Below are 26,962 nucleotides of genomic sequence, written 5' to 3'. Positions count from 1 at the left end.
TAGAAGATGCTATTTATTAGTTGATAGGTATCGCTTAAACATAAAAACCGCCTAAAAAGCGGTTTCTGTTCTTATATTTGACTATCTAAGCAAGAATAAACAGTAAAAAAAGCACTTAATAAGTGCTTTTTTTTATCGTTCAAATTTAATTTTAAGTTATTTTCCAAATTGGAAAAATCTTTAGAAAAATAGGATTCAGGTTGTTAAAAATAAATGATTTAATTGCAAAATCTAAAAATGGTACTGAAATTATTGTTTCGTTAATTCCTCTCAATAAAATGCAAAATACACGTCAGGGTTTAAAAAGAATTGAAGTGGGTAAAAGAGTTCTTCTTTCATCTGGATTGGAGGTAGATTTAAACTTAGATGGCCGTACATTCTATACTTCTCTAAATCAATTATTTAAGCTAAATCATAAAGTTATTTAAAGATAAAATTAAGAAACATCAAATTTTTAGTGGAGATTTTGCCAGTCTATATGACAGTCAAGTTGATCTACATCGTATAGCTTTGATGGAAGTGATTGCCTAACTTCTTAAGCTTGATTAAAATATTTACATTCCATAAGTTGTTTTATGTGGATATGTACCAAGTTATTGAATTATATTATTTTATATAAATATTCATTTTGACCATATAGACATGCTTTTCTATGGACAAAAAATTTGATTTTGTCCAAATCACTTTTTGGCTTGACCATGCTTTTGAAAAATTTTATTGATGAATACGACATTGTATAACAACAGCACAAACCAAGACCTGTTGATAAGTGAGGCGTTACACTATACAATAAAAGTCATTCTGACAGAGTGATTTGCATGATTAAGTCGTTTCGGCATAAAGGATTGAAAAAGTTTTTTGAAACAGGTTCAACCGCAGGCATACAGCCAGCACATGCCAAAAAACTACGCCGTCAATTGTTGGTATTAGATACCTCTACATCACCCTCTGATATGGATGTTCTGGGCTGGAGCTTACACCCACTAACAGGTAAAAACCCTAAAAACCAAGATGTCGAGAAGCATTATTCTGTATCAGTGAATGGAAACTGGCGTTTAACATTTAAGTTTGAAAATGAAGATGCCATTTTAGTTGATTATCAGGATTATCATTAAGAGAGGTGTGCTATGTCACAAATGTTTAACCCCCCACATCCAGCGGAAATTTTGCGAGAAGATATTTTACCATCACTGGCTTTAACCGTAACCGAAGCGGCTAAACAGCTTGGCGTATCCCGTGCGGCATTATCGCGTGTACTCAATGAGAAAGCGGCTATATCACCTGAGATGGCGTTACGTATTGAAGCATGGTTGGGCATTGAACGTGGTGGTCGTGCTGATCTGTGGTTACAGATGCAAGCTAAGTATGATATGTGGCAGGCTCGGGAAAAAGTAAAGAATCGGCCATTGCAAGTGATTCATGCGCCTATTGTTCATGCAATGGCGTAAGCCAAAAAAGAATGCCGAGTTAATCTCGGCTTTTTTCTAACTAATTAATTATTATGTTTTGTAGCAGTTGCTACATAATACAGATAATTAACTACTCATTTTCTTCAAACATCATATGATTTTATTCTACCCAATGATGCCCATATGTTCTTACTTATGGATTGTTGATTTTATATGTACACTTATGAAGTACTTTTATTAATATCAGTGATTTGACTCTTTGAATATTTTCATTGATTTTTATGCAATGCATCTTAGTGTTATTCCGCAGTTTTGTTATAGTAAGAGCAATTTTGGATCAACATCAGGACTATGTTATGTCAGCTACACCACGCATTGGGATCTTGGGTGCAGGCGGTCGTATGGGGCGTATCCTTATTCAGGCTGTGTATGAAGCAGGTTATCAATTGGCGGCTGCGGTAGAACGCCCTGAAAGTACACTATTAGGCGCAGATGCTGGTGAACTTGCCGGAATTGGCGCAACAGGTGTTAAGGTCGTGGGTAGCCTTACCGATGTAGTCAAAGACTGTGATGTCGTGATTGATTTCACTGCGCCAGCAGCGACCGTCAATCATCTGAAAATCTGCCGTGAAGCAGGTGTTGCCATCGTAATTGGTACCACGGGTATGAATGACGAGCAAAAAGCCTATCTGGATCAATCTGCGACAGAAACTCCTGTAGTTTATGCAGCAAACTATTCAGTAGGTGTAAACGTGTCGATCAAACTGCTTGAACTGGCCTCTAAAGTTTTTGGCGATACGGTTGATATCGAAGTGATTGAAGCACATCACCGTCACAAAGTAGATGCACCGTCAGGTACAGCTTTGATGTGGGGTGAGGCGATTGCGGAAACTTTGGGTCGTGACTTAAAAGAAGATGCCGTATATTGCCGTGAAGGTCATACCGGTCCGCGTGAGCGTAAAAGTATTGGCTTCCAGACCATTCGCGGTGGCGATATTGTCGGTGAACATACTGCAATGTTTATTGCTGATGGGGAACGTGTGGAAATTACTCATAAAGCGACTAACCGGATGAACTTTGCTTCTGGTGCGGTACGTGCTGCAGCTTGGGTCGTAGGCCGTGAAGCGCGTAAATATGATATGAAAGACGTGCTTGGTTTTAACGATATTCAGGTTTAAAACCGAGTTAAAATCATTTATAGAAAAGTATAAAACTAAAATAAGACGAATAAAAAATGCAAAAAATGATTTTCCTGCTCTGTGCAGTGGCGCTTGGCGCCATTGCGCAGGCAAAGCCTGTTGGGACGCCTAAACTCAGTATTCATAAAAATAATATCAAGGTCTGGACCTACCAGAGTGAACAAAACCCGGTCTTTCTCTATAAAGCTGAAACCACCTATACCGCGCCCATTGAAAATGCCGTGTCCCTGATTCTGAATGTCGAGCATGCAGTACAGTGGGTTCCCTATATGGGTAGCATCAAGGTCCTGTCCCGCGATGATAAAAAAGGCGACTTTACCCTGTATATGGTGCTGGATTTTCCATTTCCCTTAAAAGACCGTGACCTGATTGTACAGGGCAAGATGATCAAGGAAGCCAATGGCCAGATCACCATCAAGAATAAAGCCATCCAGAGTGCCTATCCTTTAAACCCGGATTATGTGCGTTTAACCGATTATCAGGGCGACTGGACTTTTCAGAAGCTGGCTAATAATAAGGCCAAGGTCTCTACCTATGGTTATGCCAATCCGGAAGGTTCCATTCCTTTGACCTTCGTAAATATGTTCGTGCAACAGCAGCCTTATCAGATGCTGCAGAAAATGAAGACTGAGCTGACCAAGCCTTCACTTATTGCGGTGTTGCCTGAAGCCCTACAATAAAAAAGACCTAATCGCTGGGTCTTTCTAACAGATGGAAACAGACTGAATTTAAGCTGAAAAATCTGCTTTAAGTACAATCCGGTAACGGGCTTTGCCAGAATGTAGATGTTCAATCGCTTGGTTCAGCTGTGACATCGGGAAAACTTCAATTTGTGGGGCAATATTTTTACGTGCAGCAAATTGGAGTAACTGACGTAATGCCGCCGGTGAACCTGTCGGTGAACCGGTGACTGATTTAGCTCCGCCAATCAGCATGCCAGCTGGAATCTGCATCGGCTCAAGTGGTAAGCCCAACATATGCACAGTACCGTTCGGTGCCAAAGTTGCCAGATAAGCCTGCCAGTTCAAGGTGACATTGACGGTACTCAGTAATAAATCAAACTTGCCACGCTGGGCTTTTAATGCAGCGACATCACGACTGTTCACTACATGGTCAGCGCCCATGGCTTTCAGCTCATCGGTTTTATCCAGATTTGAAGTGAAAGCGGTAATCTCGCAGCCCCAAGCTTTGAGCAATTTAATTGCGATATGACCTAAACCACCAATTCCGATTACACCAACATGATGAATGGCCTGAATCTGATGTTTGAGAATCGGATCGAATACGGTAATTCCGCCACAGAGCAGGGGACCAGCACTTTCAGGATCAAGATCTTCAGGTAGGGGAATGACCCATTGCCATCCGGCACGCACTTTGTCGGCAAAACCACCGGCATGTCCGATAATGGTAGCCACCTGACCGCCAGTACACAGCACCTGCTGACCTGAAATGCAGGGATCGCAATATTGGCAGCTTTCCGCTGTCCAGCCGATTCCCACTCGTTGACCAACTTTCAGGCCTTTGGCTTCTGCACCAAGATGGGTAATGGTACCAATAATCTCATGTCCTGCTACAACCGGATACACTGAAGAACCCCAGTCATTATTGATCACTGAAATATCGGAATGACAGAGACCGCAGTATTCTACTTTGACTTCGACCTGATGCGGTTGCAGTTCTCCGGCATCAAACTGATAAGGTTCAAGTTCCGCACTTGCAGACATGGCTGCATAAGCTTGAATAATATTATTCGACATGATTTCGACTCTTATTTAAATGGGAGGATATTGTTTTAAAGTCACAATGATTTTCATGGTCATCGACCATACCAACGGCCTGCATAAAGGCATAGCAAATGGTGGGTCCGACAAATTTAAAACCGGCCTGTTTAAGGGCTTTAGACATCTTCTGGCTCTCAATGGTTTGAGCGGGTGCTTGCCGATAATCCACAACATCATTATTCAGTCGCGGTTGCTGGGCAAAAGACCAGAGCCAATCCACCGGATTGATGCCTTGCTGTTTTAGTTTCAGCCAGGCTTGGGCATTTTCCCGAATGGTATTGAGTTTGCCATGATGCCGTATCAGGCTAGCATCTTCGAGTTTCAGTTGGAGTTGTTGATCTGTAAGTGAGGCGATAGATTCAATCGAATATTGAAAAAAATGTTCACGATAAGCTTCACGTTTTCTGAGGACGGTAATCCAGGCCAGACCAGCCTGCTGTCCTTCCAGACATAGCATTTCAAACAGGCGATTTTCATCCAACAGTGCCTGTCCCCATTCCTGATCATGGTAGGCGATATACAATGGATCATCGGAGCACCAGCCACAGCGTTGCACAGTCATGTGATGCCCCTTGTTTTTATACTTTTATAATTTAAAAACAGTCCATTGATCTTGCTGGTTATCCCAGTAAGACAATTCAGCTTGATCCAGATCGCTAAATTGAATCCACATATCTTTACCGGCCTTGTCAGCATAACCGGTACTGATCAGAAGCGCATCCTCGGTAATTTCCATCACCCAGCCCTGGTAAGTTTGACCATTCAATACAATTTTTTGTTGATTGCCTGATTCAGCAAATTCCACCAGACGATTGATCAACGCTTCTGACATGTAAATATCCTAAAATTAACGAAAATAGGGATAAGGGTTGACCACACCGCGGCCCTTGCCCTGTAAATAGATTCCATAATGCAGATGAGGAGCAGTATGCCGGGCATTGCCGCTATTGCCGACATAACCGATCAGCTGGCCTTTTTTGACATAGTCGCCTACTTTTAAGCCACGTTTATGGCCATCCAGATGCGCATAATAATGCCAGGAGCCGCCTGGACCCAGAATCCACACTACTTTACCACCCAAATTGTTATTACGTAAATCCGCAATCAGGCCCTCAGTCGCGCTAAAAACTTTGGTTCCACGTGGAGCCATGATATCAATGCCCTCATGCAAACGTCCGTGACTGCGCGAAGCACCCCAGGTATCCTGTAATTCACGTGCTTGTACACGTGCCACCGGGATGGGCAGTGAAGAAGGCATTCGCTTATTTTGCAGTTTTTGTACCAGTAGCGGATTTAACTGTGCAGAAGAAGGTTGTTTCGGCGTACTGCTACAGGCGGTCAGTAATATGGCAATCAAAGCCACCCAGGTCAAAGCAAGGTATTGGCGCACGTTATTCATCCTTAAATATTGGCAATGCTCATTCTGAGCTGATCGATATGATGCTTTGTCCAGACTATGTCATAGGTTAACGGCAGAGATCAATTTTTTCATTGCTGTCGGCAGACCGCAATCAATGGCTGTCTCTGGACGCATCCAGTTGCCTTGCAGTTCAATTGCCAGATGTTCCTGCTGATCCTGATCCACTGCGAAAACGATTGCTTCAAGCTGCCAGGTGAAGTGGGTGAAACTGTGGCTGATCTGGACTTTTTTGAGGATATTTTTCAGGCCAAGCTGCTGACATTGCTGTTCGAATTCATGGGCATTTTCAATAATCGGCAAGCACCAGAGTCCGCCCCACAGGCCACTGTTCGGTCGTTGTTGCCAGAGCCATTCTTCACCGGACTGAATCAGCAAGACCTGTGCTGAGCGCACTGGCACCGGTTTTTTGGCTTTCTTGAATGGTAATTCATTTTCCAGACCTTGCTGATGCGCTTTGCAATGTTGCTGCATCGGACAGTATAGGCACAGTGGTTTTTTCGGGGTACAGACTGTAGCACCGAGATCCATAATCGCCTGGGTATAGTCATGATTACGTTCGACCGGACATAATTCTTCGGCCAGTTGCCATAAGGCACGTTCATGGATAGGTTTGGACAGATCATCTTCAATCGCGAAGAAACGCGACAAGACCCGTTTGACATTGCCATCCATGATCACGCCGTATTGGCGTAAACCCAGTGACATTAAGGCCCCAGCGGTGGAACGGCCAATGCCGGGCAAAGCCATCCATTGTTCCAGAGTTTGGGGAAACTGCTGCTGTGCTGTCACCATGCCGGCAGCTTTGTGCAGGTTACGGGCACGGGCATAATAGCCCAGTCCTGCCCAGTACGGTGCGACCTCATCCCAAGAGGCTTGACCCAAGTCCTGAACGGTCGGAAAACGCTGGATAAAGCGTTCATAATATTGCAGCACAGTTTTGACTTGGGTTTGTTGCAACATGATTTCAGAGACCCAGACTTTGTAGGGATCATCTGTCACCTGCCAGGGCAAGTCATGACGACCATGCACATCAAACCATTCTAACAGGGCATCTGAAAATACAAACATGGATAAATAGTAACCGAATAAGCAGCAGCCATTATAGCGGAATCGGCAGGCCTGAAATGTGAAAAGTAGATAAAAACTGCGGAGTAGTGTGTATGGATATCGGCTTAATAACACAAACAATAAATGCTCCGAAGAGCATTTATTTTAAAACAGCAAAGATTTAGTCGCTAATCCCCCAGCGTTCATCCAGCTTCAATACTTTGTCTTTATAGCGCGGAATAATATGAATATGCAGATGTTCGACCTTTTCCTGAAATACCTCACCATCAATAAAACCGACATGGAAACCGGCGGGCTGGTAGCGTAAATTGAGCTCATTACGTGCCTGTTCGAGCAAAGACATCAGGCTTTTACGTTCTTTGTCCGTCACTTCAAAAAATGAAGCCACATGCCGGAGTGGAATCACTACACAGTGACCTTCGGATAATGAATTCGGTTCAGGCAGCACCACACCATAATCATTTTTGGCAATGACATCATATTCGTCATAGTTACAGTAAGGGCAGTTGGTTTCAGCCATAGTCAGCATTCTCCTCTGGTAGGATTTATCTTCTTTTCTTCAATAATTCTTTAAAGTGCTCAACTTGATTTCAAGTCGAGCACTTATATCTATTTAAGCCAAATGACGTTCCAATAAGGCATACATCGCCGCCAAGCTTTTTTGTTCCGCTTCAGCATTGTAACCAAGATCCACGCCATTGGCTTTGGCCCGTTCGTCGGCGAGCGGGTTGCTAAAGCCATGTTTGGCATCTTCAAAGACAATCACCTCATGCTCGACGTTGGCCGCATGCATTTCTTCACGGAAACTGGCGACATCATCTAAGGTGACCATGCTGTCTAGCTCACCGTGCAAGACTAGAATTTCGGCCTGAACCTGACCTTCTTGAGCCGGTGCTTTGGCAGCAAGTGTCCCGTGGAAGGTGGTCACTGCTTTTAAAGGGGCATTGGCACGCGCCAGATCCAGCACCACTTTACCGCCGTAACAAAAACCGATGGCAGCAAGTTTCTCTGCATTGACTTCATCCTGTGCTGCCAAGGTATTTAAAGCTGCTGTCGCACGATCAACGATGGTGTCCGGATCTTCAAAGGTCTGCATCATCCACTGGTAGGCCTGATCAGAATGGGTGGTCACTTTTTTGTCACCATACATGTCAATCGCCAAGGCCGCATAGCCATGTTCTGCAAGTTCGCGAGCGCGCTGTTCGGTATATTCATTACGACCCCACCATTCTGGTGCGACCAGCACACCTGCAAGGGGTGCATCTGTTTCTGGAGCGGCAAAATAGCCAATCAATACGCTACCATCCGGCGCAGTATAATGAATTTCACGGGTCTTGATTGCTGCCATGCTGACGTCCTCTATTCTTGTTGAACCGTTTAATTAACATATAACATAGCAAAACTGATCTGAATGTGACATGAAAACATTCGATTAATTATGCTTCATCCATATAAAAAAGAGAGGCCGCTATCGCGCCTCTCTGATTGAGTATTTAAAAAAACAGTATTGATTACTTCATAATTTCCAGTAATTCCACATCAAAAATTAAGGTACTGTTTGGCTCAATCACATCACCTGAACCAATTTGTCCATAGGCCAGTTCTGCAGGAATGAAGAAGCGGTATTTGGCACCTTCTTTCATCAGTTGCAGGCCTTCAGTCCAACCGGTAATCACTTGGGTGGTACGGAAGACCACAGGCTGATTGCGGGCAATTGAACTATCAAAAACCGTACCATCAATCAAACGGCCTTCATAATGTACGCGGACATTGCTATCGGCTTTTGGCGATTTGCCTTTGCCTTGCTGAAGAATCTGATATTGCAGGCCAGATTTAGTCGTTTTTATCCCTGCTTTTTTGGCATTTTCTGTCAGAAAAGCCTGACCGATTTTGGTATTTTCTTCAGCTTTTTGTTTTAATTCAATCAGCTCTTTGGCTTCACTTTGACGTTTAAACTGAGTCAGCACTCGAGCCATGTCTTCTTCAGTTAAAGTGGATTGTTTTCCGGCAGCTGCCGCTTTTAAACCGGCACTGAAAGCATCCAGATCAATCCCTTGCAAAGAGTCGGCATTACTTTTTCCCATCAGATAACCAAAGCTATAACCGACCTGTTCAGCTTCCGGGCTTTTATTGGTCACATCTTTGGCAAGCAGATTGCCAGAACTTAGCAGTAAAACCATCAAGCTTATTTGTATTTTCATATTTATTCTCAAAATAAAGGAGAGCGCATTGCTCTCCTTATTTATAGATTATTTGACTTCAATGAGTTCCACATCAAAAATCAAAGTACTGTGTGGAGGAATCGTCCCTGGCACGCCTTGTTCACCATAACCAAGTTGAGATGGGATATACAGGGTCGCTTTACCGCCTTCTTTCATCAGTTGCAGCCCTTCAGTCCAACCTGGAATGACTTGATTGAGTGGAAACTCAATCGGCTCGCCACGTTCAACCGAACTGTCAAATACAGTACCATCCACCAGTTTGCCGGTGTAATGGACTTTCACGATTGAAGAAGCAGCTGGCTGTTTGCCCGTGCCTTCTTTAGTCACTAGGTATTGCAAACCGGAAGCTGTGGTTTTTACACCCGCTTTTTTGGCATTTTCTGTCAGGAAACTGTCACTCGATGCTTGTGCCTGTTTAGTGCTATCGAGTTGCTTTTGCTGCATTTCTTTCTGGAACTGTTCGTAAGCTGCCTGTAATTCTTCTTCAGTATACGCCGGTTCAGTACGCGCATGTCCTTCACGTACGCCTGTCACGAAGCTGTTAATATCAAGTTCAGGTGGGGTTTGATGAGCCACTTCATAACCGAGAGCATAGCTGATTTTAGAAACAGCAGAGGCATCTTTAGATGCTTTAGTCGTTTGAGCAGCTGGGTTTTGAGTTGCATAGTAAACAGGTACTAGCGCGGCACCGCCTAGAAGAACAGCGACAGCAATCGGTAAGGCCTTGCTCATGTATTATTCCAATCTAATGTTATCGTTGAGGTTCATTCCATCTTAGCAGAAAATTTTGAGAAATCTTGTAGAGTACGTGGATTTTTAGCAAGCAAATGCACCTGCGGTGTTTAAAAAATAAAGGATAAAAAACCAGCCAATGCTGGTTTTTTAATTTTTCAGAATTTAATCATTGTTAGAGATTATCTAGGAACAATGATTGTCACAACTAAAAATGTCTTTTGCAAAGAACTTAGTAGGAAAATAAGCCTTTTTCTAAAGGAAATTCAATTCCAATCGATGCACCGCCATCATTGCCATGTAGGTCTGAATCACTGATCCAGCCATTTAATTTTAGTGGAATATCGGGACGTAGATAATGGGTCCAGCTCACATCAATAGCTTTTAATTCATCTTGCGCTGGAAAAGCTAAATTAGTAGTTCGGTTAGATTCATTCAACTTGGTAAACAGTACTCGAGCATTAACACGATTCATGCGATCGAAACGAATATCACCGCCTACTGAAATCATTTGGCCATCACCACCCAATGCATGTGCTAACGGGTAACCATGCTGATAGAAACCGTCCTTATAAGTACTATGGTTATAGGAAACACCTTGTGCCTTGCCATTGGTACGGGTATCAGCCCATTCGCTATACAGCTGGTAGGGCATATTCTGGTAGCTGGATGAATAATCCACCCCGGCCAGATACATTTTTTTCGCGGGTAGGCCGCCGGCTTCATCTTCACCGACATATTGCGCATAGATACCCAGCGGCATCTGTATTAAAGGTTGCAGGTTTAAACGGGCATCAAAACCGGCAATCTGGTTAGATGGATCCGGTTCACCTGTGCCGCCATTGTCTTTGTTGCCGACAAATGCATCCCAGAGTGAGCTTAAGCTTTCCGGACGTCCTTCACCCCCCCACTGAATAGCACGTGAAGCACCGAGTTCCAGATAGGTGAGCGGCTGAGCAGTGACGCGTAGTCCAATCAACTTGGCATCTGGGACTGCATTATAATGGTCCAGCTGACCGGCAAAGGCCTGATATTGCCATGGCCCAATCCAGGACAGCCATTTGCTGCTAAAAGCAGTCTGTTCTGCCCGCTGTGCAGTAATACCATAGACTGGGCGGCTGGCATCGCCACGAATCAGACTCCCCTCATGACCTGGTCCCCAATAGGTCGGAATCTGGCCGGCAATCAGCCATTGATTCCAGAGTTTCCCGGCAATATAAGAGCCTTCAACATTCACATCCTGATCATGATCAATCTGTGGGTCTTTTTCAGCATTGAGCCGTAATCGGGCATCCCATTGGCTACCGCCAGCATTCAGTTCCAGACCAGCCTGATATTGTGATTTTTCCTGATCACCAAAGGCTTGAGGCAGATACTTATGATCAGTTTCTGCAAACAGCGCAGCTTTCAGAAGCTGATTATCTGTATTTAAATGGGTGAGGACTGCATCCACTACTTTTTGCTGGACAGGAGTGCTGATTTTCGCCTGAGACAGGGCGCGCTGAATTTCATCACCACTCATGGGCCAGGTGGAGGTGCTGATCTGAATCACCCCTTGCTGATTCAGCCAATTCAGGTCGGTACGCAGGTTCTGGTCATTCAGGACAATCCCTTGGGCAGAGGTCAGGGATGAGCTGAGGGCAAGGGTTGCAAGCAATATTTTTGATAGACGCATTTTTGATTCTCAGGAGTTTTTTGCTCTCCACACCATAGGCGGACGAGTTTATTTTTTCAATGCAAACTGTTGAGTAGAGTTGTAATCTGGAAAGATTAAAAATCCCGCCGTAGCGAGATTTTTTAAAGCAATTGGTCCCTGCAAAATTAGTCATTATCCTTATTGGCTTTATATGCATAAGCATAGTTATAACCATAACCATAGCCGCCCGCTTCACGTTGAATATCGTTCAAAATAAAGCCTGTTACTTTCACGCCAGCTTGTTCAAAGCGGTTGACAGTCAGTTCAAGCTCTTTCATTTGCGTCTTGGCATAACGTGCCACTACCAAATTCACACCTGCATATTGTGAAATAATAATCCCATCGGTAACCGCAAGAATTGGCGGGGTATCAATCAGAATATGGTCAAACTGGCCCGACAAGTGCGTGAGCATGTCTGCAAATTTTTGTGTACTTAACAACTCTGACGGATTGGCAGGGCTTTTACCACGACTGATGACGCTTAAATTTTCAACTTCCGTACTACGCACAATATTGCCTAACTCTTGCTGACCATTCAGGTATTCGGTTAAGCCTGGCTTAGGGTCGTAATTAAAGTATTTATGCACATAACCACGACGTAAATCGGCGTCAATCAGTAATACACGTTTATCACTTTGCGCCAAAATGGTGGCTAGGTTGGTTGAAATAAACGATTTACCCAACTCTGGTGCAGGGCCAGAAATCATAATGATATTGTTTTTGGCACTGTTTAAGGCAAAGTGAATAGCGGTACGCATGCTACGTAGGCTTTCAATGGCAATATCATCACTATTTTTAACCGCAAGAATAGGAAGATTCTTTTTCTTTTTCAGAATTTTAATATGGCTTTCTTGCACAGGTGAATGTGGCACAGTGGCATAAACAGGTAAATCCAATTCATTTTCAATTTGATTCGAGTCTTTAATACCTGAACGTAACATATTACGCAGTAAGGCCAACAATGTACCCAGAAAACCACCCAAGAAAACAGACAAAATCAGAATTTGTAATTTTTTCGGTGCAATTGAAGCAATCGGCTCTACTGCAGTGTCTACAATACGCACGTTGCCAATTTCACCTGCTTTTACAATGCGCAGTTGTTGGTAAGAGTTGAGTAAGTTTGTATAGAGTTGTTGCTTAACTTCAACTTCACGGAACAGTTGTAAATACTGGCGTTGTAGTTCTGGTAAACGTTTGAGTGTGCCGTCTAACTCTGCAATGCGTTTGTTAATCGCACCCAGTTGCGCATTCATTTGCTGCATAGCTGGGTGTTCATTAGTGTATTTAGCTGAAGTTTCTGCGATTTGTTGTTCAAGAGACGCTTTTGTGGTTTCAAGGCTGATACTTTGAGAAATATAGAGATTTGATTCTTGTGTAACATCGACCGTATTATATTGTTGGCGGAAACGGTTAAATTCACGCTCAGCAACATCCAACTGTTGCTTAAGTTCAGGCAGTTGGTCTTCCAGAAATTTTAAAGTTTGTGCAGTTTCTGCGGTACGACGCTCAATATTTTGTTGGCTATATGCAGCTAAAGTTGCGTTTAGTATTTTAGTAATATGCTGCTTGTCTTGTCCTTTGTATGTTAACTGTAATATTCCAGTCCCTTTCCCTTTTTCTGAAACTTGATATTGAGAAAGTAAAGATGAAACTGCGGCAGGCAAACTCTGCTTACGCACTATATAGCTAGTGTTAAAGTTATCTTGACTAAAAATCGCGATTTTCCACACCCCAAATTCAGACTGTAATTGACTTGTTTGGTTTAAAGGCGCAGAAAAAACCACTTGTTTAGTCGCTGTATCACTTAGGCTGTATTTGCCTTGTTCAAACCTGAGAATTAAGTTTTTATCTTGAAAATATTGAGGGATATCGAACTGGCGAATATCAAAACTTTTTTGATTGTCTTTAAACAGCACCGATTGAGCTGAATACTCACTGTCATATTCATGTTTGGCCAGTAAGCGGTTCCAGAAATTGTCTTCTGTACCTGAAACCCGAATATTTAAATTCAGATGGTCAATCACATTACCCAACACCAAACGTGATTTTAAAATTTCAACTTCTGCTTGAGCTGGTGATGCTTGATCTATAGCTGTAGCTAGATTTGCTGATAGTACTGAGGAGGCACCTTTATTACTTTCAACTTGAATTAGCGCATCAACTTGATAGGTATCTGGTGTGGTTCTTAAATACAATAAAGCGCAGACTACACTGAGTAGAATGCATAGGATAATCAACTTCCATTGAGCGATTAAGGAAAAAAATAATTCCTTTAAATCAATGGTGTCTTCGGTGTTAGCGGTTTGGCTCATAGTTTAAATATCAAAAAAGTAGAATTTTAAAAAAAGCTAGAATATCAAGAAACTAGATATATTTTTTCCAGTCGGCAATGCAGGCCTGAATCAACGTGCAGGTCTCATCAAATACGGTCTGATCATGCTGATATGGGTCGGCAACGTTTTTACTTTGCCAATGCCCCAATCTAAAAGTTTTACCCTTAGCAAATGGCCAAGTTTGTTCTACATGCTTTTGCTGATTTTGACTCATGACCAAAATTAAATCGGCTTTTTTAATTAAATCTGAATTCAGTTTTTTTGCCACGTGAGGACTCATGTCAATGCCGTGACGTTGCATGCATAAACTGGCTTTGTCATCGGCTGCGTGGCCCACCAAGCCTGAAATGCCCGCAGATTCAATATGTAAGTGAGGATATTGCTGTTTTAAAAAGTATTCTGCCATCGGGCTACGGCAAATATTGCCAATACAGACCACCAAGATGTTATTAATTTTCATTAGTTCCCCAAGCGTTCAAAGCCATAAATAGCATTAGAAAAAGGAACAATTTGATTAATAATACGTTGCCAACGAACTAAACCTGTCGCATCGACATAGACAATATCATTACTGCGCATTTTAAACTGATTGGCTAGACCGAAGTCTCCTATACTGGTCAAGTCAAGATTATAAATTTCGGTCATTTGATTACTTGGTTGGTAACGTACTACATAAATTTTACTACGGCTGGCAGTGAAAGGGTTGATGCCTAAACTTTCACCCAAAACATCGCCTAAACTCATACCTTCTGAACGCATAGCTAAAGCGTGGTTTTTTCCAGCCTCACCCATTACATAAACTTTTTGATTTTCTCTGGCATTGACATAAATGGTATCGTTAGCCTGAATCAGAAGATTATGTAAAGAGTATCCTGCTCGCTCTAATTCAATACTATTCAGTGTATAGCTACGTCCTTGACGAATTAATGTGATTGAAGAATTGTCACCTTGTTGAGCATTAATTCCACCTGCCATACCTATGGCTTTATATATACTAATGGGTTGATCTGTAAGGTGATATACACCTCCATTTTCAATATTTCCTTGTACCGAGTAACGCTGCCCTTGGTAAGATGAAACTCTCACAATCACGTCTGGGGTTTTTAAATAATGTGCCAATTGACCGCGCAACTCACGATTCACTTGTGCTAAAGATTTCCCTGCGGCTTTATAACGCCCGATAATTGGAAACTGAATATAACCCTGTGAGTCAATCTGATAACCGTTATTAGGATCAGAATTACTCCCAGAAATTTCAGGATATGCCCATAAATAAATAGAAAGAATGTCGCCTGAACTTAAGGTGTATTGACGCTGTGGTGTATGAAATAAATGCGCATATTCATGTTTAATATTATGCACCGCAGGTTGTGAGGCATATATGCTGTCTTGAGTCAAAGGAATAACATTAACTTTTGTACCTAAGTCGGTAGTGAAAACACCTTGCTGCGGTAAGTCATAAGTTTGTAAGCCAGAGGTGACTGCGCACCCGCTTGCTGTCACTAGAAAAGACAGTAGAATTATAGATTTAAATTGTCTCACACGTATTCCCGTTCTTGATTTTTCTAAAATCATAAAAAAATAGTTTACCGAAGTTATTTTAAGGGTATATAACAAATTGTAAGTAGATTGAGAGAGTATACGCAAGCAGGGTTGGAAAATTGAGGCAAAAAGTATCTAAATTGTGAGATATAGCGAAATTAAAGAAAGAGTATTTGCAAAAAACTGACACAAAAGGAAGGATTTTAGATTTTTTGGCTAAAAATCATAACAGAATATACATATAACTCTGTTATGATTTGGGCGGTTTAGTTTCTTTCCTATTTATTTAAATATTGGAATTTTTTACTTTACAATTTTTTATGGTAATCGTAAGAAGTAAAAGTCTACTATGAAAATTTTAATTACTGGCGGTGCAGGATTTATTGGTTCAGCTGTCATCCGTCATATTGTTCAAAATACCAGCAACCACGTTCTTAATATCGATAAGCTCACTTATGCAGGTAACTTAGAATCATTGAAGGAAATTGAGCAGCATCCGAACTATCAGTTTGAACAAGTTGATATTTGTGATACAGAACGAATCACAGCAGTAATAGCAGCTTTTCAGCCAGATTCAATTATGCACTTGGCTGCAGAGTCACATGTAGACCGCTCAATTGATGGTCCTGCAGCATTTATTCAAACTAATATTGTGGGAACTTATACTTTATTAGAAGCTGCGCGAAAGTACTGGATGAGCCTTCAACTAGAAGCACAACAAAACTTTCGTTTCCATCATATTTCGACTGATGAAGTCTATGGTGATTTAGAAGGAACAACCAAGCTTTTTACTGAAACAACGTCATATGCGCCAAGTTCTCCTTATTCTGCATCTAAAGCTAGTTCAGATCACTTGGTACGTGCTTGGTATAGAACTTATGGTCTACCTGTAATTGTAACAAACTGCTCTAACAATTACGGTCCATATCACTTTCCTGAAAAGTTAATTCCCTTGGTGATTCTAAATGCGCTGGATGCTAAACCTTTACCTGTATATGGTAACGGTCAGCAAATTCGTGATTGGCTATTTGTAGAAGATCATGCTCGTGCATTATATAAAGTGGTGACCGAGGGCGTGGTGGGGGAAACTTACAATATTGGTGGGCACAATGAAAAGCAGAATATTGAAGTAGTTACAACTATTTGTAATATTCTAGATGAATTAAAACCACAAGCATGCGGTCAATCTTATAAATCATTGATTACTTTTGTGAAAGACCGTCCTGGACACGATTTACGTTATGCGATTGATGCTACAAAAATTAAAAATGAATTAGACTGGACACCGGCAGAGACATTTGAAACCGGAATCCGTAAAACGGTAGAGTGGTATTTAAATAATTTAGACTGGTGTCGTCGTGTACAAGATGGCAGTTACCAACGTGAAAGATTAGGTGTAAGTTTATAATGTCAAATACAACAAAAGGTATTATTTTAGCAGGCGGTTCAGGCACACGTTTATATCCAATTACCAAAGGTGTATCGAAACAATTATTACCTATTTATGATAAACCAATGGTGTATTACCCACTTTCTGTGCTTATGCTTGCGGGTATTCGTGAAGTATTAATTATTAGTACTCCTGAAGATATCGATGGCTTTAAGCGTTTGTTGGGTGATGGCTCTCAATTTGGGATTCAGCTTGAATATGCAGTGCAACCTAGTCCAGATGGTTTGGCACAAGCCTTTATTATTGGTGAAAGCTTTATTGGTGATAGTAATGTTTGTCTGGTACTGGGCGATAATATTTTCTATGGTCAAGGTTTTAGTTCTAGGCTAAGCCAAGCTGCGGTTCGTCAAAAAGGTGCAACTGTATTTGGTTATCAGGTAAAAGATCCAGAGCGTTTTGGTGTAGTTGAGTTCGATGGGCAAAAACGTGCCGTGTCATTAGAAGAAAAACCGAAACATCCAAAATCACACTTTGCGGTTACAGGTTTGTATTTTTATGACAATGATGTGGTTCAAATTGCCAAACAGGTGAAGCCTTCTGAGCGGGGTGAGTTAGAAATTACAACAGTGAACCAGATATATTTAGAACGTGGTGACTTAAATGTAGAGTTGCTTGGGCGTGGTTTTGCCTGGCTGGATACAGGAACACATTCAAGTTTACTAGAGGCAGCTCAATTTGTAGAGACTGTTGAGAAGCGTCAAGGCTATAAAGTGGCATGTTTAGAAGAAATTGCTTTGAATAACGGTTGGCTCAGTAAAGAGCAAGTTTTCGACATTGGTCAGAGCATGAGTAAAAATGATTATGGTCAGTATTTGATTTCATTGGTGAATGAGATATGAGTCAAGAGCCAATTTATGTAACACAACCTGTTTTGCCTGAGCTTGAGGAGTTTATTCCTTATTTAGAGCAGATTTGGAATAATAAAATTTTAACCAACTGTGGGCCTTTGCATCAGCAGTTGGAAAAAGAGCTTTGTGAATATCTTGGTGTTGATTATATTTCATTATTTAATAATGGAACAATTGCACTTGTTACAGCGTTACAGTCTTTAAATTTAACTGAAGGTGAGGTAATCACAACGCCTTATACGTTTGTTGCTACTGCACATTCTATTATTTGGAATAAGCTCATACCTGTTTTTGTTGATATTGACCCCATAACTTCAAATATTGATCCTGAAAAAGTGGAGCAAGCCATAACTGAAAAAACAGTGGCGATTATGCCTGTGCATTGTTACGGCATTCCCTGCGATGTAGAGCGTTTAAAGCAAATAGCAGATCAAAGTAACTTGAAGCTTATTTATGATGCAGCACATGCTTTTGGTATTAATTATAAAGGACAAAGCCTTTTAAATTATGGCGATTTAAGTGTTATTAGTTTTCATGCGACAAAAGTTTTTAATACTTTTGAAGGTGGGGCAATAGTCTGTCATTCGGCAGAGATGAAGCAACATATTGATCAGTTGAAAAATTTTGGAATTCAAAATGAAACGACAGTTAATGAAGTTGCGTTGAATGGAAAGTTAAGTGAAATTCATGCTGCACTGGGCTTGTTGCAGCTACAAAACATTGATCAGAATTTAGCGTTACGTAATGAACTAGATAAGACTTATCGTGAATTATTGTATGGTGTGGAAGGTATTCGCTGTTTAGAGCGTTCAGGAATAGAAAAAGATAATTTAGCATATTTTCCAATAGTGATCGATGAACTTTATCCTTTAAGTCGAGATGATTTATTTGAAAAACTCAAGGTTAACAATGTTTTTGCACGTAGATATTTCTATCCAATAATGACTGAATTTGCAATCTACAAAAAATATTCAGCCTTTACACCTAATGCAAGATGGTTGTCGGATCGGGTTTTATGTTTACCTTTATATCCAACATTATCTATAGAGCAATGTGAGTGTATTGTAGATATTATTAAGGATGTCTGATGAAGAAAATTATCATTGTTGGTGCAGGTGGTTTTGGAAAACATGTAGCTTGGATTGCAAAGAGATGTGGACGTGAAGTAAGGGGGTTCTTGGATGATACTCCTGAAAAACAGAATACTTTCGTACTTGATATTCCTGTGATTGATAAAATTGTGAACTGCAATAAATATAAGTCAGATGAATTTATTATTGCGCTCGGTAATTCTAGGGATAGAAAGAAAATTATAGATAAATATTTTACTAATGGGGAATATAATTTTACTAGTATTGTCGATCCTTCAGCAATTATTGGTGAAAATGTCGAAATTTCAAAAGGCTGTGTTATATGTGCTGGCAGCATTTTGACGGTAGATGTTAAGGTTGGCGAGCATACAATAATTAATTTAAATAGCACAATAGCTCATGATGTTAGTATTGGTGACTTTGTGACAGTAGCTCCAAATGCATCAATTTCGGGTAATGTTCAAATATTTAGTTTTGTGGAGATTGGTACGAATTCAAGTATAAGGGAAAAATGCATAATTGGTAAAAGTTCTATTATTGGGATGGGAGCCGTCATTACTAAGAATATCAATATGAATGAGGTTATGGTTGGGAATCCAGCATATTTATTAAAAATGGTATAAAATTCTGGATGATTAATATTAATAAATGGTTTCACTATAGTGAAACCATACGACATACATTTAATTACTTTCTTAATGAGCTAATAAGGTGTTTGATCTTATATGGTATTAATTTTTTTATTAAAGAATAAATTAAACTAATTTTTGAAGCTTTTGAGAATACAAGATTTGTATATTTTTTTAAAAAAATTCTTTCACTTTCAATTAGGCTTATTCTTTTATAGTATCTGTATATCCAAAAATAGGTATTAATCTTGTCATCAAGTTTTTCATCTTGAGATAGAGATGACCATATGCCTCCTTGGTGTATTCTATAAGCTGAAGGTTGAATGTCAGTATGAAAATGACTTCCACCAAATGAGCCTAAAATAGAAATGAGAAAATCATCACTATTTTTCACCATTTTTCTTTCAGGTATGTTAGGAATATCTACGTTTCTTAGCATCCAATTCATGGTTAGTAGCCATGCATTACCATGCATCAGTTCTTTACCTGAGAAATCTCTTTTAAATTTATTGGGTAATTTAGAGTTTTTAATTTTGTTATTATTCTCATCAACAATAAAAGCATCATGGCTACTTATTACGATATCTTGATTTGAATCCAAGTAAGAGACTTGTCGGGAAAGTTTATTCTCATCACACCAGTAATCATCTCCTTCACACACTGCGATATACTTTCCACAACATTTCTCCATAGCCATTATTAAAGGCTTGAAGCCTTTGGAATATAGATTTTCATTATGATAAATTGGTTTGATAAGCTTCGGATATTTTAGCTGATATTGGCGAATAATATTGGCAGTTTCATCTGTCGATGCATCATCTTGAATAATTATTTCAAAAGGAAACTCTGTTTCCTGAATTAAAAAGCCTCGTAAAGCACTTGTGATAAATTTTTCATGGTTATAAGTTGTGCAACATATACTAACAATTGGCTTACTTAGATCTCCCTTCCAAGAAGCCATAATTTCATCTTGTGTACGCAAAATCTTCATAACTTTTTACTCAAAAATTTATCTTTAATGATGTTGTAAGCCAAAGTGTAGGCTTTTAATTTAAGCAAGTGGGATCCAAATAGATATAGTACTCCACCACTTAATCCAAATAAAATTAGTATTATAACGGGATGATACTCAATATTTTGAATAGTATAAAAAATTATTCCACTGATTAGTATAGATAGTACTAGGGCTGGTAGAAAATCTTTTATTTGCTCTCTAATAGAGTAATTAATTAGTTTGGCTGAAAAATAACTATTAGGTATATATGAGAGTATAGAGCTAATTAATTGTCCAATTAAAATACCAATTACACCATAGCGATAGCTAATAAATAAGATTATAACCAATATACTTTTTTTAATAATTTCTAAATATAAAAATAGATCTGAACGTCCTTTTACTTTAAGAATATTTAAATTTATACTATGAAGCGGGTAAAGTAATCCAGCAAGACAAAGCAATTGGAAATAGGGAACCGCAGGCCACCACTTTTCAGGGAATAGAAGACTAAAAAGTGGTTGAGCTAAAGCGGCTAAGAGGGTCAGTGTGGGAAATAGTAGAAAAGTGGTAATAGAAATAACTTTACGATAGCCTGCTTTCAACCTTACATTGTCATCTTGAATACTTGCTAATGCAGGATATGTGACATTCTGAATGGCGCTTACTAATTGATTGAGTATAAGCTCTCTTATTTTTTCTGCGAAAAAGTATAATCCAGCAATAGAAGTTGAAAAAAGTTTTGCAATTACAATAATGTATAGGTTTCTAAAAACAGTATCTAAAAGACTTGATAGAAATAGTTTATAAGAGAAATTATACATACTACAGAATGAGGATAGGCTAAAACTTTTAGTTGGTCGCCATTCACTTATACACCATAATAAAATTACTGTAATAAGTGCTGAAATTAACATCTGAGCTACTAGTGCCCACACACCCACCCCCCAATATGCTAAGCCAATCGCCATACAAGCAGAAATTAGGGCAGCAGGCAAGCCGATCATTAGTTGAGCTTTAAAGTTCATTTGTCGATGGAAAATAGCGACTTGTGTAACCTCAAAAGAGTTAATTAATATTACTAATCCAAGTACTTGAATTAAATTAATTAATTGTGGTTCATTATAAAATATAGCTATATGGGGCGCGGAAAAATAAAGGAGTAAATAAGCTAAGGCTCCCAACATTAGGTTGGAGTAAAAGGCCGTATTGAGATCATCTTGAGTAACCTCTTTCAGACGAATCAAGGCTTGGCGAAAACCTGACTCCATTAAACTAGAAGCAATAGCAATGAAAACAGCTATCATTGCCATAAGACCATAGGCATTAGGCGTTAAAAAATAAGCTAACAACAAGGTTGTGACTAAGCCTATACCGCGACGTATTAGTTGTTCACTAAAGTTCCACAAAATGCCTATTGTGGTTTTTTGGGTTATATTCATAAGTTTAAATAAATTAGGTGTGCTCTATAGTTAAAGAATCAAAATTTTAACTTCTGAAACGGTTAATACTATTATATACTTAAGTTTTATCAATGGGTGAGTAATATGAGTTGTATAGCTGTGAAGTAAAATTTTTCATATATAATTTATAAATCTAAAAAATCAGGTATTAAGATTGATTGTTTTATTTATAAAATAAACCTGTTCTGAAAAAGTAAATTGTTTATTTTATAATTTTTAATTCAATTGTCATGTTAGGGTGCTTTACAGGAATACAGAGCTGGGTGGTAAAGAAGGTTAAAATGCTAAAATATAAGATTTGTGTGGTAGGCACGGGATATGTGGGTTTATCAAATGCAGTGCTTTTTGCACGACAACATAATGTTACGAGTCTTGATATTAATGAAAATCGCGTAAAAAAAATTAATGATTGTGTTTCTCCAATAGTAGATGAATATATTGAAAAAGCTTTTAGCGAAGGTAATTTAAATCTTAAAGCAACTTTGGATTCCTCTGCTGCATATGAAAATGCTGATTATATAATTATTGCAACACCAACAAATTATGACTCGGAAACTAATTCTTTTGATACATCTTCAATTGAAAGTGTCATTTCACAAATTTTACCAATTAACTCAACTGCTACCATTATTATTAAATCTACGATACCTGTAGGGTATACAGAGCAAATTAAAGCAAAATTTAAAACCGAACAGATCGTTTTTGCGCCAGAGTTTTTGCGTGAAGGAAAAGCACTTTATGACAATTTGTATCCATCTCGAATTATTGTGGGTGAGAAGTCGGAACGAGGTGAGGCAATTGCTCAGCTCTATTTGAATGCTACTATTAATCGAGATGCTCCAACACTCTGTATGAATGCAACAGAAGCTGAAGCTGTTAAGTTATTTTCTAATACCTACCTGGCTATGCGTGTCGCTTATTTTAATGAGTTAGATACTTATTGTGCAAAACAACAATTGAATAGCTTGGATATTATACAAGGTGTAAGTTTAGACCCTCGTATTGGTCAGCATTATAACAATCCATCATTTGGGTATGGTGGTTATTGCTTACCAAAAGATACCAAGCAGTTATTGGCTAACTATAAAGATGTGCCACAAAATTTAATCCAGGCAATTATTCATTCTAACAAGACTCGTAAACAATTTATAGTAAAAGAGATTTTGAAAAAACGTCCAAATGTTGTGGGTGTTTACCGTCTAACAATGAAAGCTGGTTCTGATAATTTTAGAGATTCGGCTATTCAAGATATTATTCGTGAGTTAGAGGAGTACAATGTTCAAATCCAAATTTATGAACCTACTTTAAAACTGGAAAAATTTGAGCACTACACTCTACAGAATGATTTAAACGAGTTTTTATCTAGTTCGAATGTGATTCTTGCTAATAGAGTAAGTGAAGAATTAGAGCAAGTCTCAAGTAAAGTTTATACGCGTGATTTATTTGGTGAAAATTAATTTTGAAGTAACTATTATGAAAAATATTTTATATATATCTTATAGCGATGACCTAAATAATGATTATTCGGGCGTTACTAAAAAGATTAAAGCACAATCTAAGGCTATGGAGGCTTTAGGGAATAGGGTTTATATAGCAGGTGTTAACGGAGATAAATATAGTATTTTGAATGAGGAAGGCGGTATTCTTATCAAAGATAAATCATTCTTTCAGAAAAGAAGACTTATTTTTTCATTTATGTTAAAGCAAATAATTGAAAAAAAGATTGATATAGTCTATCTAAGGATGATGCTTTCTGGTCCTAGTCTGATAGTCTTTTTAAGAGAGCTAAAAAAGATAAATGTTAAAATTATAATGGAGGTGCCTACATATCCATATGATCATGAAGCTCATGGAGTACGCGCAAAAGTAATATTATTATTAGATAGAATTTATAGAAAAAAATATTCAGGCTTAGTTGATCGTATTGTAACCTTTTCAGATGATTTGTTTATATTTAATATATCATGTATTAATGTTTCTAATGCTGTAGATGAAAGCTTGATTCTTAAAAAAACTGAAGCTAAAGAGGGATCTGTTATTAAATTTATTTCAGTTTCTTCACTTTATAATTGGCATGGCGTGGATCGTTTTATTAAGTCAATTGAAAACTATTACATAAAAGGAGGATGTTTGCCTATAGAGTTTAATATAGTTGGTCCGAATAATGATATTTCTTTGAATTTAGAAAAAATAGTACAAAGTTCGAATGTTTTAAAAGATAGAGTATTTTTTTTGGGATATAAGAATAGTCTTGAGTTGGCAGAAATTTACAAAGCAATGCATATTGGTGTAGGTAGTTTAGCCAGACATAGGAGTAAAGTATTTAAAATTAATACTTTAAAAAATAAAGAATATGGTGCGTATGGTTTACCTATTATTTATTCAGAAAGTGATAAGGACTTTGATAACCAAAGTTTTGTTTATAGAGTTAATCCTGATGAGACTTTAATAGATATTGATAGTATTTTATTTTGGTATAGCAATCGCCAATGGGATGATGACGAAATTCTTAATTTTACAAAAAAATTTACTTGGAAAGAGCAGATGAATAAGGTTTTAAGCTTAATATAAGCTTATAGGATGTGTATATACTGTGAAAAAAATTTGTTTCCTTATTGGCAATTTAAACAACTCTGGCGGTACTGAAAGAGTAACGACACTTATTGCCAATGCCTTAGCTCAAAAAAACTTCCAAGTATCTATTTTAAGTCTTACTAATGGAGGACAGCCTTTTTTTGAGTTAGAACCTGATATTAAGACATATTCGCTTTATCCTGAAAAAATTTCATTCAAAAAAAACTTTTTTGGCGCTGTATGGCGCATTCGAAAGTTTGTTACACAGTATCAGATTGATACTTTGGTCGTCGTGGATAGTATTTCTTGTGTTTTTACTGTACCTGCATTATTTGGATTGAGAGTTAAACATATTTGTTGGGAGCATTTTAACTTTAAAAATAATAATGGAGTGAAGTTTCGAGACTATGGAAGAAAACTAGCTGCGAAATATTGTGACTATGTGGTGACTTTGACTCAACGGGATAAAGAGTTGTGGGAAAAAGGATTAAAGAAAATTAATGCTAAAATAGTAGCTATTGCCAATCCTGTATCCTATGAAGATATAGAGAATATCCCTAGCTTAGAATATAAAACAGTTTTGGCTGTCGGACGACTAACACATGTGAAAGGGTATGATCTTCTTATTACTGCTTGGTCTAAAATTGCTCGGCAAATGTCTGATTGGAAAGTAATTATTGTAGGGTCAGGGGAAGATGAGATAATGCTAAAACAAATGGCAAAAGACTTTGCGGTAGAAGATTCAATAGTATTTGCAGGACAGCAAAGTAATATGGATCAGTTTTATAGAAAAGCTTCTTTTTTTTGTATGAGCTCTCGTTTTGAAGGTTTACCAATGGTGTTGTTAGAAGCACAAAGTTATGGTCTCCCTATTGTTGCTTTTGATTGTGATACTGGGCCTGCAGAAATTGTCCAGCATAATATAAATGGCCTTCTAGTAGAGTCAGGAAATATAAATGGACTGACTAATTCGTTATTAGAGTTAATAAACTTATCTAATATTCAGTATGAAAAAATGTCATCCAATGCTGTTGAAAATAGTTATAAATATTCTGTTGAATTAATAACAGAAAAATGGTTACGTGTTATTTGAGTTTGAGTTTGAGTTTGAGTTTGAGTTTGAGTTTGAGTTTGAGTTTGAGTTGCTATATATGAATATCTTATATGTTATTACAGGATTAGGGCAAGGTGGAGCGGAAAGAGTAGTATGTGATCTAGCAGATTCTATGCATGAGAAGGGACATAGCGTTAAAATTGTTTACTTGATAGGAGATGTTTTAACTAAGCCTGTAAATTCAGAAATTGAATTAATAAAGGTAGAGTTAAATAATTTAATGACATTGCCTGCAGCATACTCTAATTTAAAAAATATTATAAAAGATATCCAACCTGATGTAGTGCATGCACATATGGTACATGCCAATATACTTACACGCTTAGTACGCTTGTCTACTCCTATAAAGAAATTAATATGTACTGCACATAATAGTAATGAAGGCTCATTTTTGAGAATGGCTTTATATAGATTAACTCATAATTTAGCTGATTTAACGACTAATGTAAGTGATATAGCTGTGTCTTCTTTTGAGAAGAAAAAAGCAGTTCCTAAAAATACTATGAGAACTATTTATAATGGAGTTAATTTCAAAAGATTTAACTACTCTCCTACAGCTAAATATGAATTATTTAATGAATTAAACTTAGCAAAAGAAACCAAAATAATTTTAGCAGTAGGACGTTTTAATCAGCAGAAAAATTACCCTAATCTTTTGAATGCAATAAAATTACTTAGGAATGAATATCAGGAACCATTTGTATTACTAATTGCAGGTGATGGTGAGCTAAGGTTAGCTATTGAGAAATTAATAAATAAATTAAATTTAAATAAATTTATTTATTTATTAGGAAGAAGATCTGATATACCTAAATTAATGAGTTCTTGTGACGTATTTGTTTTATCTTCAGATTATGAAGGATTACCTACGGTATTGATAGAGGCCTTAGCTTGTCAAGCCCATGCTGTTTCAACTGACGTAAGTGGAGCTGCTGAAATTCTAAAAAATAATGGAGTAATTGTACCAATTAATAATTCTGAAAAACTGTTTAAAGCTATTCAAGTCTTATTAAATAAAAATGATAAGAATAAATTAGGTTTTAATTATGTTTATGAGACTTTTAATTTAGATATTATTTGTGAAAAATGGTTGGATATATATTGTGAAAAATAATAGATATTTTTTTAATAAAATTTCAAATCTGACTATTTTGCTCTTTATATTTTGTATGATTTTTTTAAAAATATTGATATATTTTTTGATTAATAATGAATTTATAGAATTTTCATTCGGAGGGGGAAGTGATGCAAATTATTATCATGCGTATGCGGCTTTGTTGCACAAACCTATCTGTAAAGGCTTTTTCAGCGATATAATTTTCAAATGAAGAAGCCTACACACAAAATCTACCGCACAACCAATTGGCCCGCATATAACCGAGCACTCATGAGTCGCG

28 protein-coding genes are annotated in these 26,962 nt (G+C 38.3%); 13 read left to right on the top strand and 15 right to left on the bottom strand.

Annotated elements, in window-relative coordinates; genetic code table 11:
• Positions 1-200: 200 nt before the first annotated feature.
• The 5 genes from FTV30_RS12155 (at position 201) to FTV30_RS12135 (ending at position 3,288) form a co-directional block, all read left to right on the top strand.
• Positions 201-428 carry a hypothetical protein gene (locus tag FTV30_RS12155; protein ID WP_180001688.1) on the top strand — a complete coding sequence of 76 codons (228 nt, stop codon included), beginning with the start codon at positions 201-203 and terminating at the stop codon, positions 426-428.
• Positions 429-818: 390 nt separating this feature from the next.
• The gene (locus FTV30_RS12150; protein WP_180001687.1) at positions 819-1,115 is read left to right on the top strand and encodes a type II toxin-antitoxin system RelE/ParE family toxin; all 297 of its coding nucleotides are present in this window, start codon (positions 819-821) and stop codon (positions 1,113-1,115) included.
• 12 nt (positions 1,116-1,127) lie between these two features.
• Positions 1,128-1,448, top strand: a complete 321-nt coding sequence (locus FTV30_RS12145; RefSeq protein WP_180001686.1) for a HigA family addiction module antitoxin — start codon at positions 1,128-1,130, stop codon at positions 1,446-1,448.
• Positions 1,449-1,765: 317 nt separating this feature from the next.
• Positions 1,766-2,587: a 4-hydroxy-tetrahydrodipicolinate reductase gene (dapB, locus tag FTV30_RS12140; RefSeq protein WP_180001685.1), complete on the top strand. Its 822-nt coding sequence runs from the start codon at positions 1,766-1,768 to the stop codon at positions 2,585-2,587.
• Positions 2,588-2,643: 56 nt separating this feature from the next.
• Positions 2,644-3,288: an START domain-containing protein gene (locus tag FTV30_RS12135; protein WP_180001684.1), complete on the top strand. Its 645-nt coding sequence runs from the start codon at positions 2,644-2,646 to the stop codon at positions 3,286-3,288.
• Between the two features lie 48 nt (positions 3,289-3,336).
• Here FTV30_RS12135 and FTV30_RS12130 read toward each other — a convergent pair whose 3' ends face one another.
• The 13 genes from FTV30_RS12130 to FTV30_RS12070 all read right to left on the bottom strand — a co-directional run bounded on the left by FTV30_RS12130 (position 3,337) and on the right by FTV30_RS12070 (position 15,402).
• On the bottom strand, positions 3,337-4,365 hold the full coding sequence (locus FTV30_RS12130; protein WP_180001683.1) for an NAD(P)-dependent alcohol dehydrogenase: 1,029 nt from the start codon (positions 4,363-4,365) through the stop codon (positions 3,337-3,339).
• Positions 4,355-4,951, bottom strand: coding sequence for a DNA-3-methyladenine glycosylase I (locus FTV30_RS12125; RefSeq protein ID WP_180001682.1), 597 nt, complete (start codon positions 4,949-4,951; stop codon positions 4,355-4,357). The genes FTV30_RS12130 and FTV30_RS12125 overlap by 11 nt, the downstream gene beginning before the upstream one ends.
• 24 nt (positions 4,952-4,975) lie before the next feature.
• The gene (locus FTV30_RS12120) at positions 4,976-5,221 is read right to left on the bottom strand and encodes a hypothetical protein (protein ID WP_004647674.1); all 246 of its coding nucleotides are present in this window, start codon (positions 5,219-5,221) and stop codon (positions 4,976-4,978) included.
• A 15-nt stretch (positions 5,222-5,236) separates the two neighbouring features.
• Positions 5,237-5,779, bottom strand: a complete 543-nt coding sequence (locus FTV30_RS12115) for a M23 family metallopeptidase (protein ID WP_180001681.1) — start codon at positions 5,777-5,779, stop codon at positions 5,237-5,239.
• A gap of 69 nt (positions 5,780-5,848) precedes the next feature.
• Entirely contained in the window at positions 5,849-6,877 is a 1,029-nt protein-coding gene (gene mutY, locus FTV30_RS12110; protein WP_180001680.1) for an A/G-specific adenine glycosylase, read from the bottom strand.
• 160 nt (positions 6,878-7,037) lie between these two features.
• Positions 7,038-7,397 carry an HIT family protein gene (locus FTV30_RS12105; RefSeq protein ID WP_005268188.1) on the bottom strand — a complete coding sequence of 120 codons (360 nt, stop codon included), beginning with the start codon at positions 7,395-7,397 and terminating at the stop codon, positions 7,038-7,040.
• A 93-nt stretch (positions 7,398-7,490) separates the two neighbouring features.
• Positions 7,491-8,225 carry a dienelactone hydrolase family protein gene (locus FTV30_RS12100; RefSeq protein WP_180001679.1) on the bottom strand — a complete coding sequence of 245 codons (735 nt, stop codon included), beginning with the start codon at positions 8,223-8,225 and terminating at the stop codon, positions 7,491-7,493.
• A gap of 163 nt (positions 8,226-8,388) precedes the next feature.
• The gene (locus FTV30_RS12095; RefSeq protein WP_005268184.1) at positions 8,389-9,078 is read right to left on the bottom strand and encodes an FKBP-type peptidyl-prolyl cis-trans isomerase; all 690 of its coding nucleotides are present in this window, start codon (positions 9,076-9,078) and stop codon (positions 8,389-8,391) included.
• A 48-nt stretch (positions 9,079-9,126) separates the two neighbouring features.
• Positions 9,127-9,831, bottom strand: a complete 705-nt coding sequence (locus tag FTV30_RS12090) for an FKBP-type peptidyl-prolyl cis-trans isomerase (protein WP_005094756.1) — start codon at positions 9,829-9,831, stop codon at positions 9,127-9,129.
• A 232-nt stretch (positions 9,832-10,063) separates the two neighbouring features.
• Positions 10,064-11,506, bottom strand: a complete 1,443-nt coding sequence (locus tag FTV30_RS12085) for a capsule assembly Wzi family protein (RefSeq protein WP_180001678.1) — start codon at positions 11,504-11,506, stop codon at positions 10,064-10,066.
• A gap of 146 nt (positions 11,507-11,652) precedes the next feature.
• Positions 11,653-13,839 carry a polysaccharide biosynthesis tyrosine autokinase gene (locus FTV30_RS12080; RefSeq protein WP_180001677.1) on the bottom strand — a complete coding sequence of 729 codons (2,187 nt, stop codon included), beginning with the start codon at positions 13,837-13,839 and terminating at the stop codon, positions 11,653-11,655.
• Between the two features lie 52 nt (positions 13,840-13,891).
• The gene (locus FTV30_RS12075) at positions 13,892-14,320 is read right to left on the bottom strand and encodes a low molecular weight protein-tyrosine-phosphatase (RefSeq protein WP_180001676.1); all 429 of its coding nucleotides are present in this window, start codon (positions 14,318-14,320) and stop codon (positions 13,892-13,894) included.
• The gene (locus FTV30_RS12070; protein ID WP_180001692.1) at positions 14,320-15,402 is read right to left on the bottom strand and encodes a polysaccharide biosynthesis/export family protein; all 1,083 of its coding nucleotides are present in this window, start codon (positions 15,400-15,402) and stop codon (positions 14,320-14,322) included. The genes FTV30_RS12075 and FTV30_RS12070 overlap by 1 nt, the downstream gene beginning before the upstream one ends.
• Positions 15,403-15,751: 349 nt before the next feature.
• Between FTV30_RS12070 and rfbB the strand changes: the two genes are divergently transcribed.
• From rfbB to FTV30_RS12050, 4 genes are read left to right on the top strand one after another with little or no spacing between them, the layout of a single operon-like run.
• A complete protein-coding gene (gene rfbB / locus FTV30_RS12065) occupies positions 15,752-16,810 on the top strand; it encodes a dTDP-glucose 4,6-dehydratase (RefSeq protein WP_180001675.1) in 1,059 nt (352 codons plus the stop codon).
• Positions 16,810-17,691: a glucose-1-phosphate thymidylyltransferase RfbA gene (rfbA, locus tag FTV30_RS12060; RefSeq protein ID WP_180001674.1), complete on the top strand. Its 882-nt coding sequence runs from the start codon at positions 16,810-16,812 to the stop codon at positions 17,689-17,691. The genes rfbB and rfbA overlap by 1 nt, the downstream gene beginning before the upstream one ends.
• Positions 17,688-18,788 carry a DegT/DnrJ/EryC1/StrS aminotransferase family protein gene (locus FTV30_RS12055; RefSeq protein ID WP_180001673.1) on the top strand — a complete coding sequence of 367 codons (1,101 nt, stop codon included), beginning with the start codon at positions 17,688-17,690 and terminating at the stop codon, positions 18,786-18,788. Before rfbA ends, FTV30_RS12055 begins: the two co-directional genes overlap by 4 nt.
• Positions 18,788-19,414, top strand: a complete 627-nt coding sequence (locus FTV30_RS12050) for an acetyltransferase (RefSeq protein ID WP_180001672.1) — start codon at positions 18,788-18,790, stop codon at positions 19,412-19,414. The genes FTV30_RS12055 and FTV30_RS12050 overlap by 1 nt, the downstream gene beginning before the upstream one ends.
• A 64-nt stretch (positions 19,415-19,478) precedes the next feature.
• Here the strand turns inward: FTV30_RS12050 and FTV30_RS12045 are convergent, their stop codons facing one another.
• Both FTV30_RS12045 and FTV30_RS12040 read right to left on the bottom strand, forming a co-directional pair.
• Positions 19,479-20,411: a glycosyltransferase gene (locus tag FTV30_RS12045; protein WP_180001671.1), complete on the bottom strand. Its 933-nt coding sequence runs from the start codon at positions 20,409-20,411 to the stop codon at positions 19,479-19,481.
• Positions 20,408-21,856, bottom strand: coding sequence for a lipopolysaccharide biosynthesis protein (locus FTV30_RS12040; protein ID WP_180001670.1), 1,449 nt, complete (start codon positions 21,854-21,856; stop codon positions 20,408-20,410). The genes FTV30_RS12045 and FTV30_RS12040 overlap by 4 nt, the downstream gene beginning before the upstream one ends.
• Before the next feature lie 302 nt (positions 21,857-22,158).
• Between FTV30_RS12040 and FTV30_RS12035 the strand changes: the two genes are divergently transcribed.
• From FTV30_RS12035 to FTV30_RS12020, 4 genes are read left to right on the top strand one after another with little or no spacing between them, the layout of a single operon-like run.
• The gene (locus FTV30_RS12035) at positions 22,159-23,334 is read left to right on the top strand and encodes a nucleotide sugar dehydrogenase (protein ID WP_180001669.1); all 1,176 of its coding nucleotides are present in this window, start codon (positions 22,159-22,161) and stop codon (positions 23,332-23,334) included.
• Positions 23,335-23,350: 16 nt separating this feature from the next.
• Positions 23,351-24,448: a hypothetical protein gene (locus tag FTV30_RS12030; protein ID WP_180001668.1), complete on the top strand. Its 1,098-nt coding sequence runs from the start codon at positions 23,351-23,353 to the stop codon at positions 24,446-24,448.
• A 22-nt stretch (positions 24,449-24,470) separates the two neighbouring features.
• Positions 24,471-25,544 (top strand): glycosyltransferase family 4 protein, encoded by a 1,074-nt coding sequence (locus FTV30_RS12025; RefSeq protein WP_180001667.1) that lies wholly within the window; start codon positions 24,471-24,473, stop codon positions 25,542-25,544.
• Complete coding sequence (locus tag FTV30_RS12020) at positions 25,534-26,679, top strand: glycosyltransferase (RefSeq protein WP_373683717.1); 1,146 nt, start codon at positions 25,534-25,536, stop codon at positions 26,677-26,679. The genes FTV30_RS12025 and FTV30_RS12020 overlap by 11 nt, the downstream gene beginning before the upstream one ends.
• Positions 26,680-26,962: the final 283 nt, after the last annotated feature.

The organism is Acinetobacter sp. YH12255, from assembly GCF_013417355.1.
Classification (GTDB): Bacteria; Pseudomonadota; Gammaproteobacteria; order Pseudomonadales; family Moraxellaceae; genus Acinetobacter; species Acinetobacter pseudolwoffii.
The sequence above is the reverse complement of the archived record's forward strand: the minus strand, read 5'-3'. Positions and strand labels throughout refer to the sequence as shown.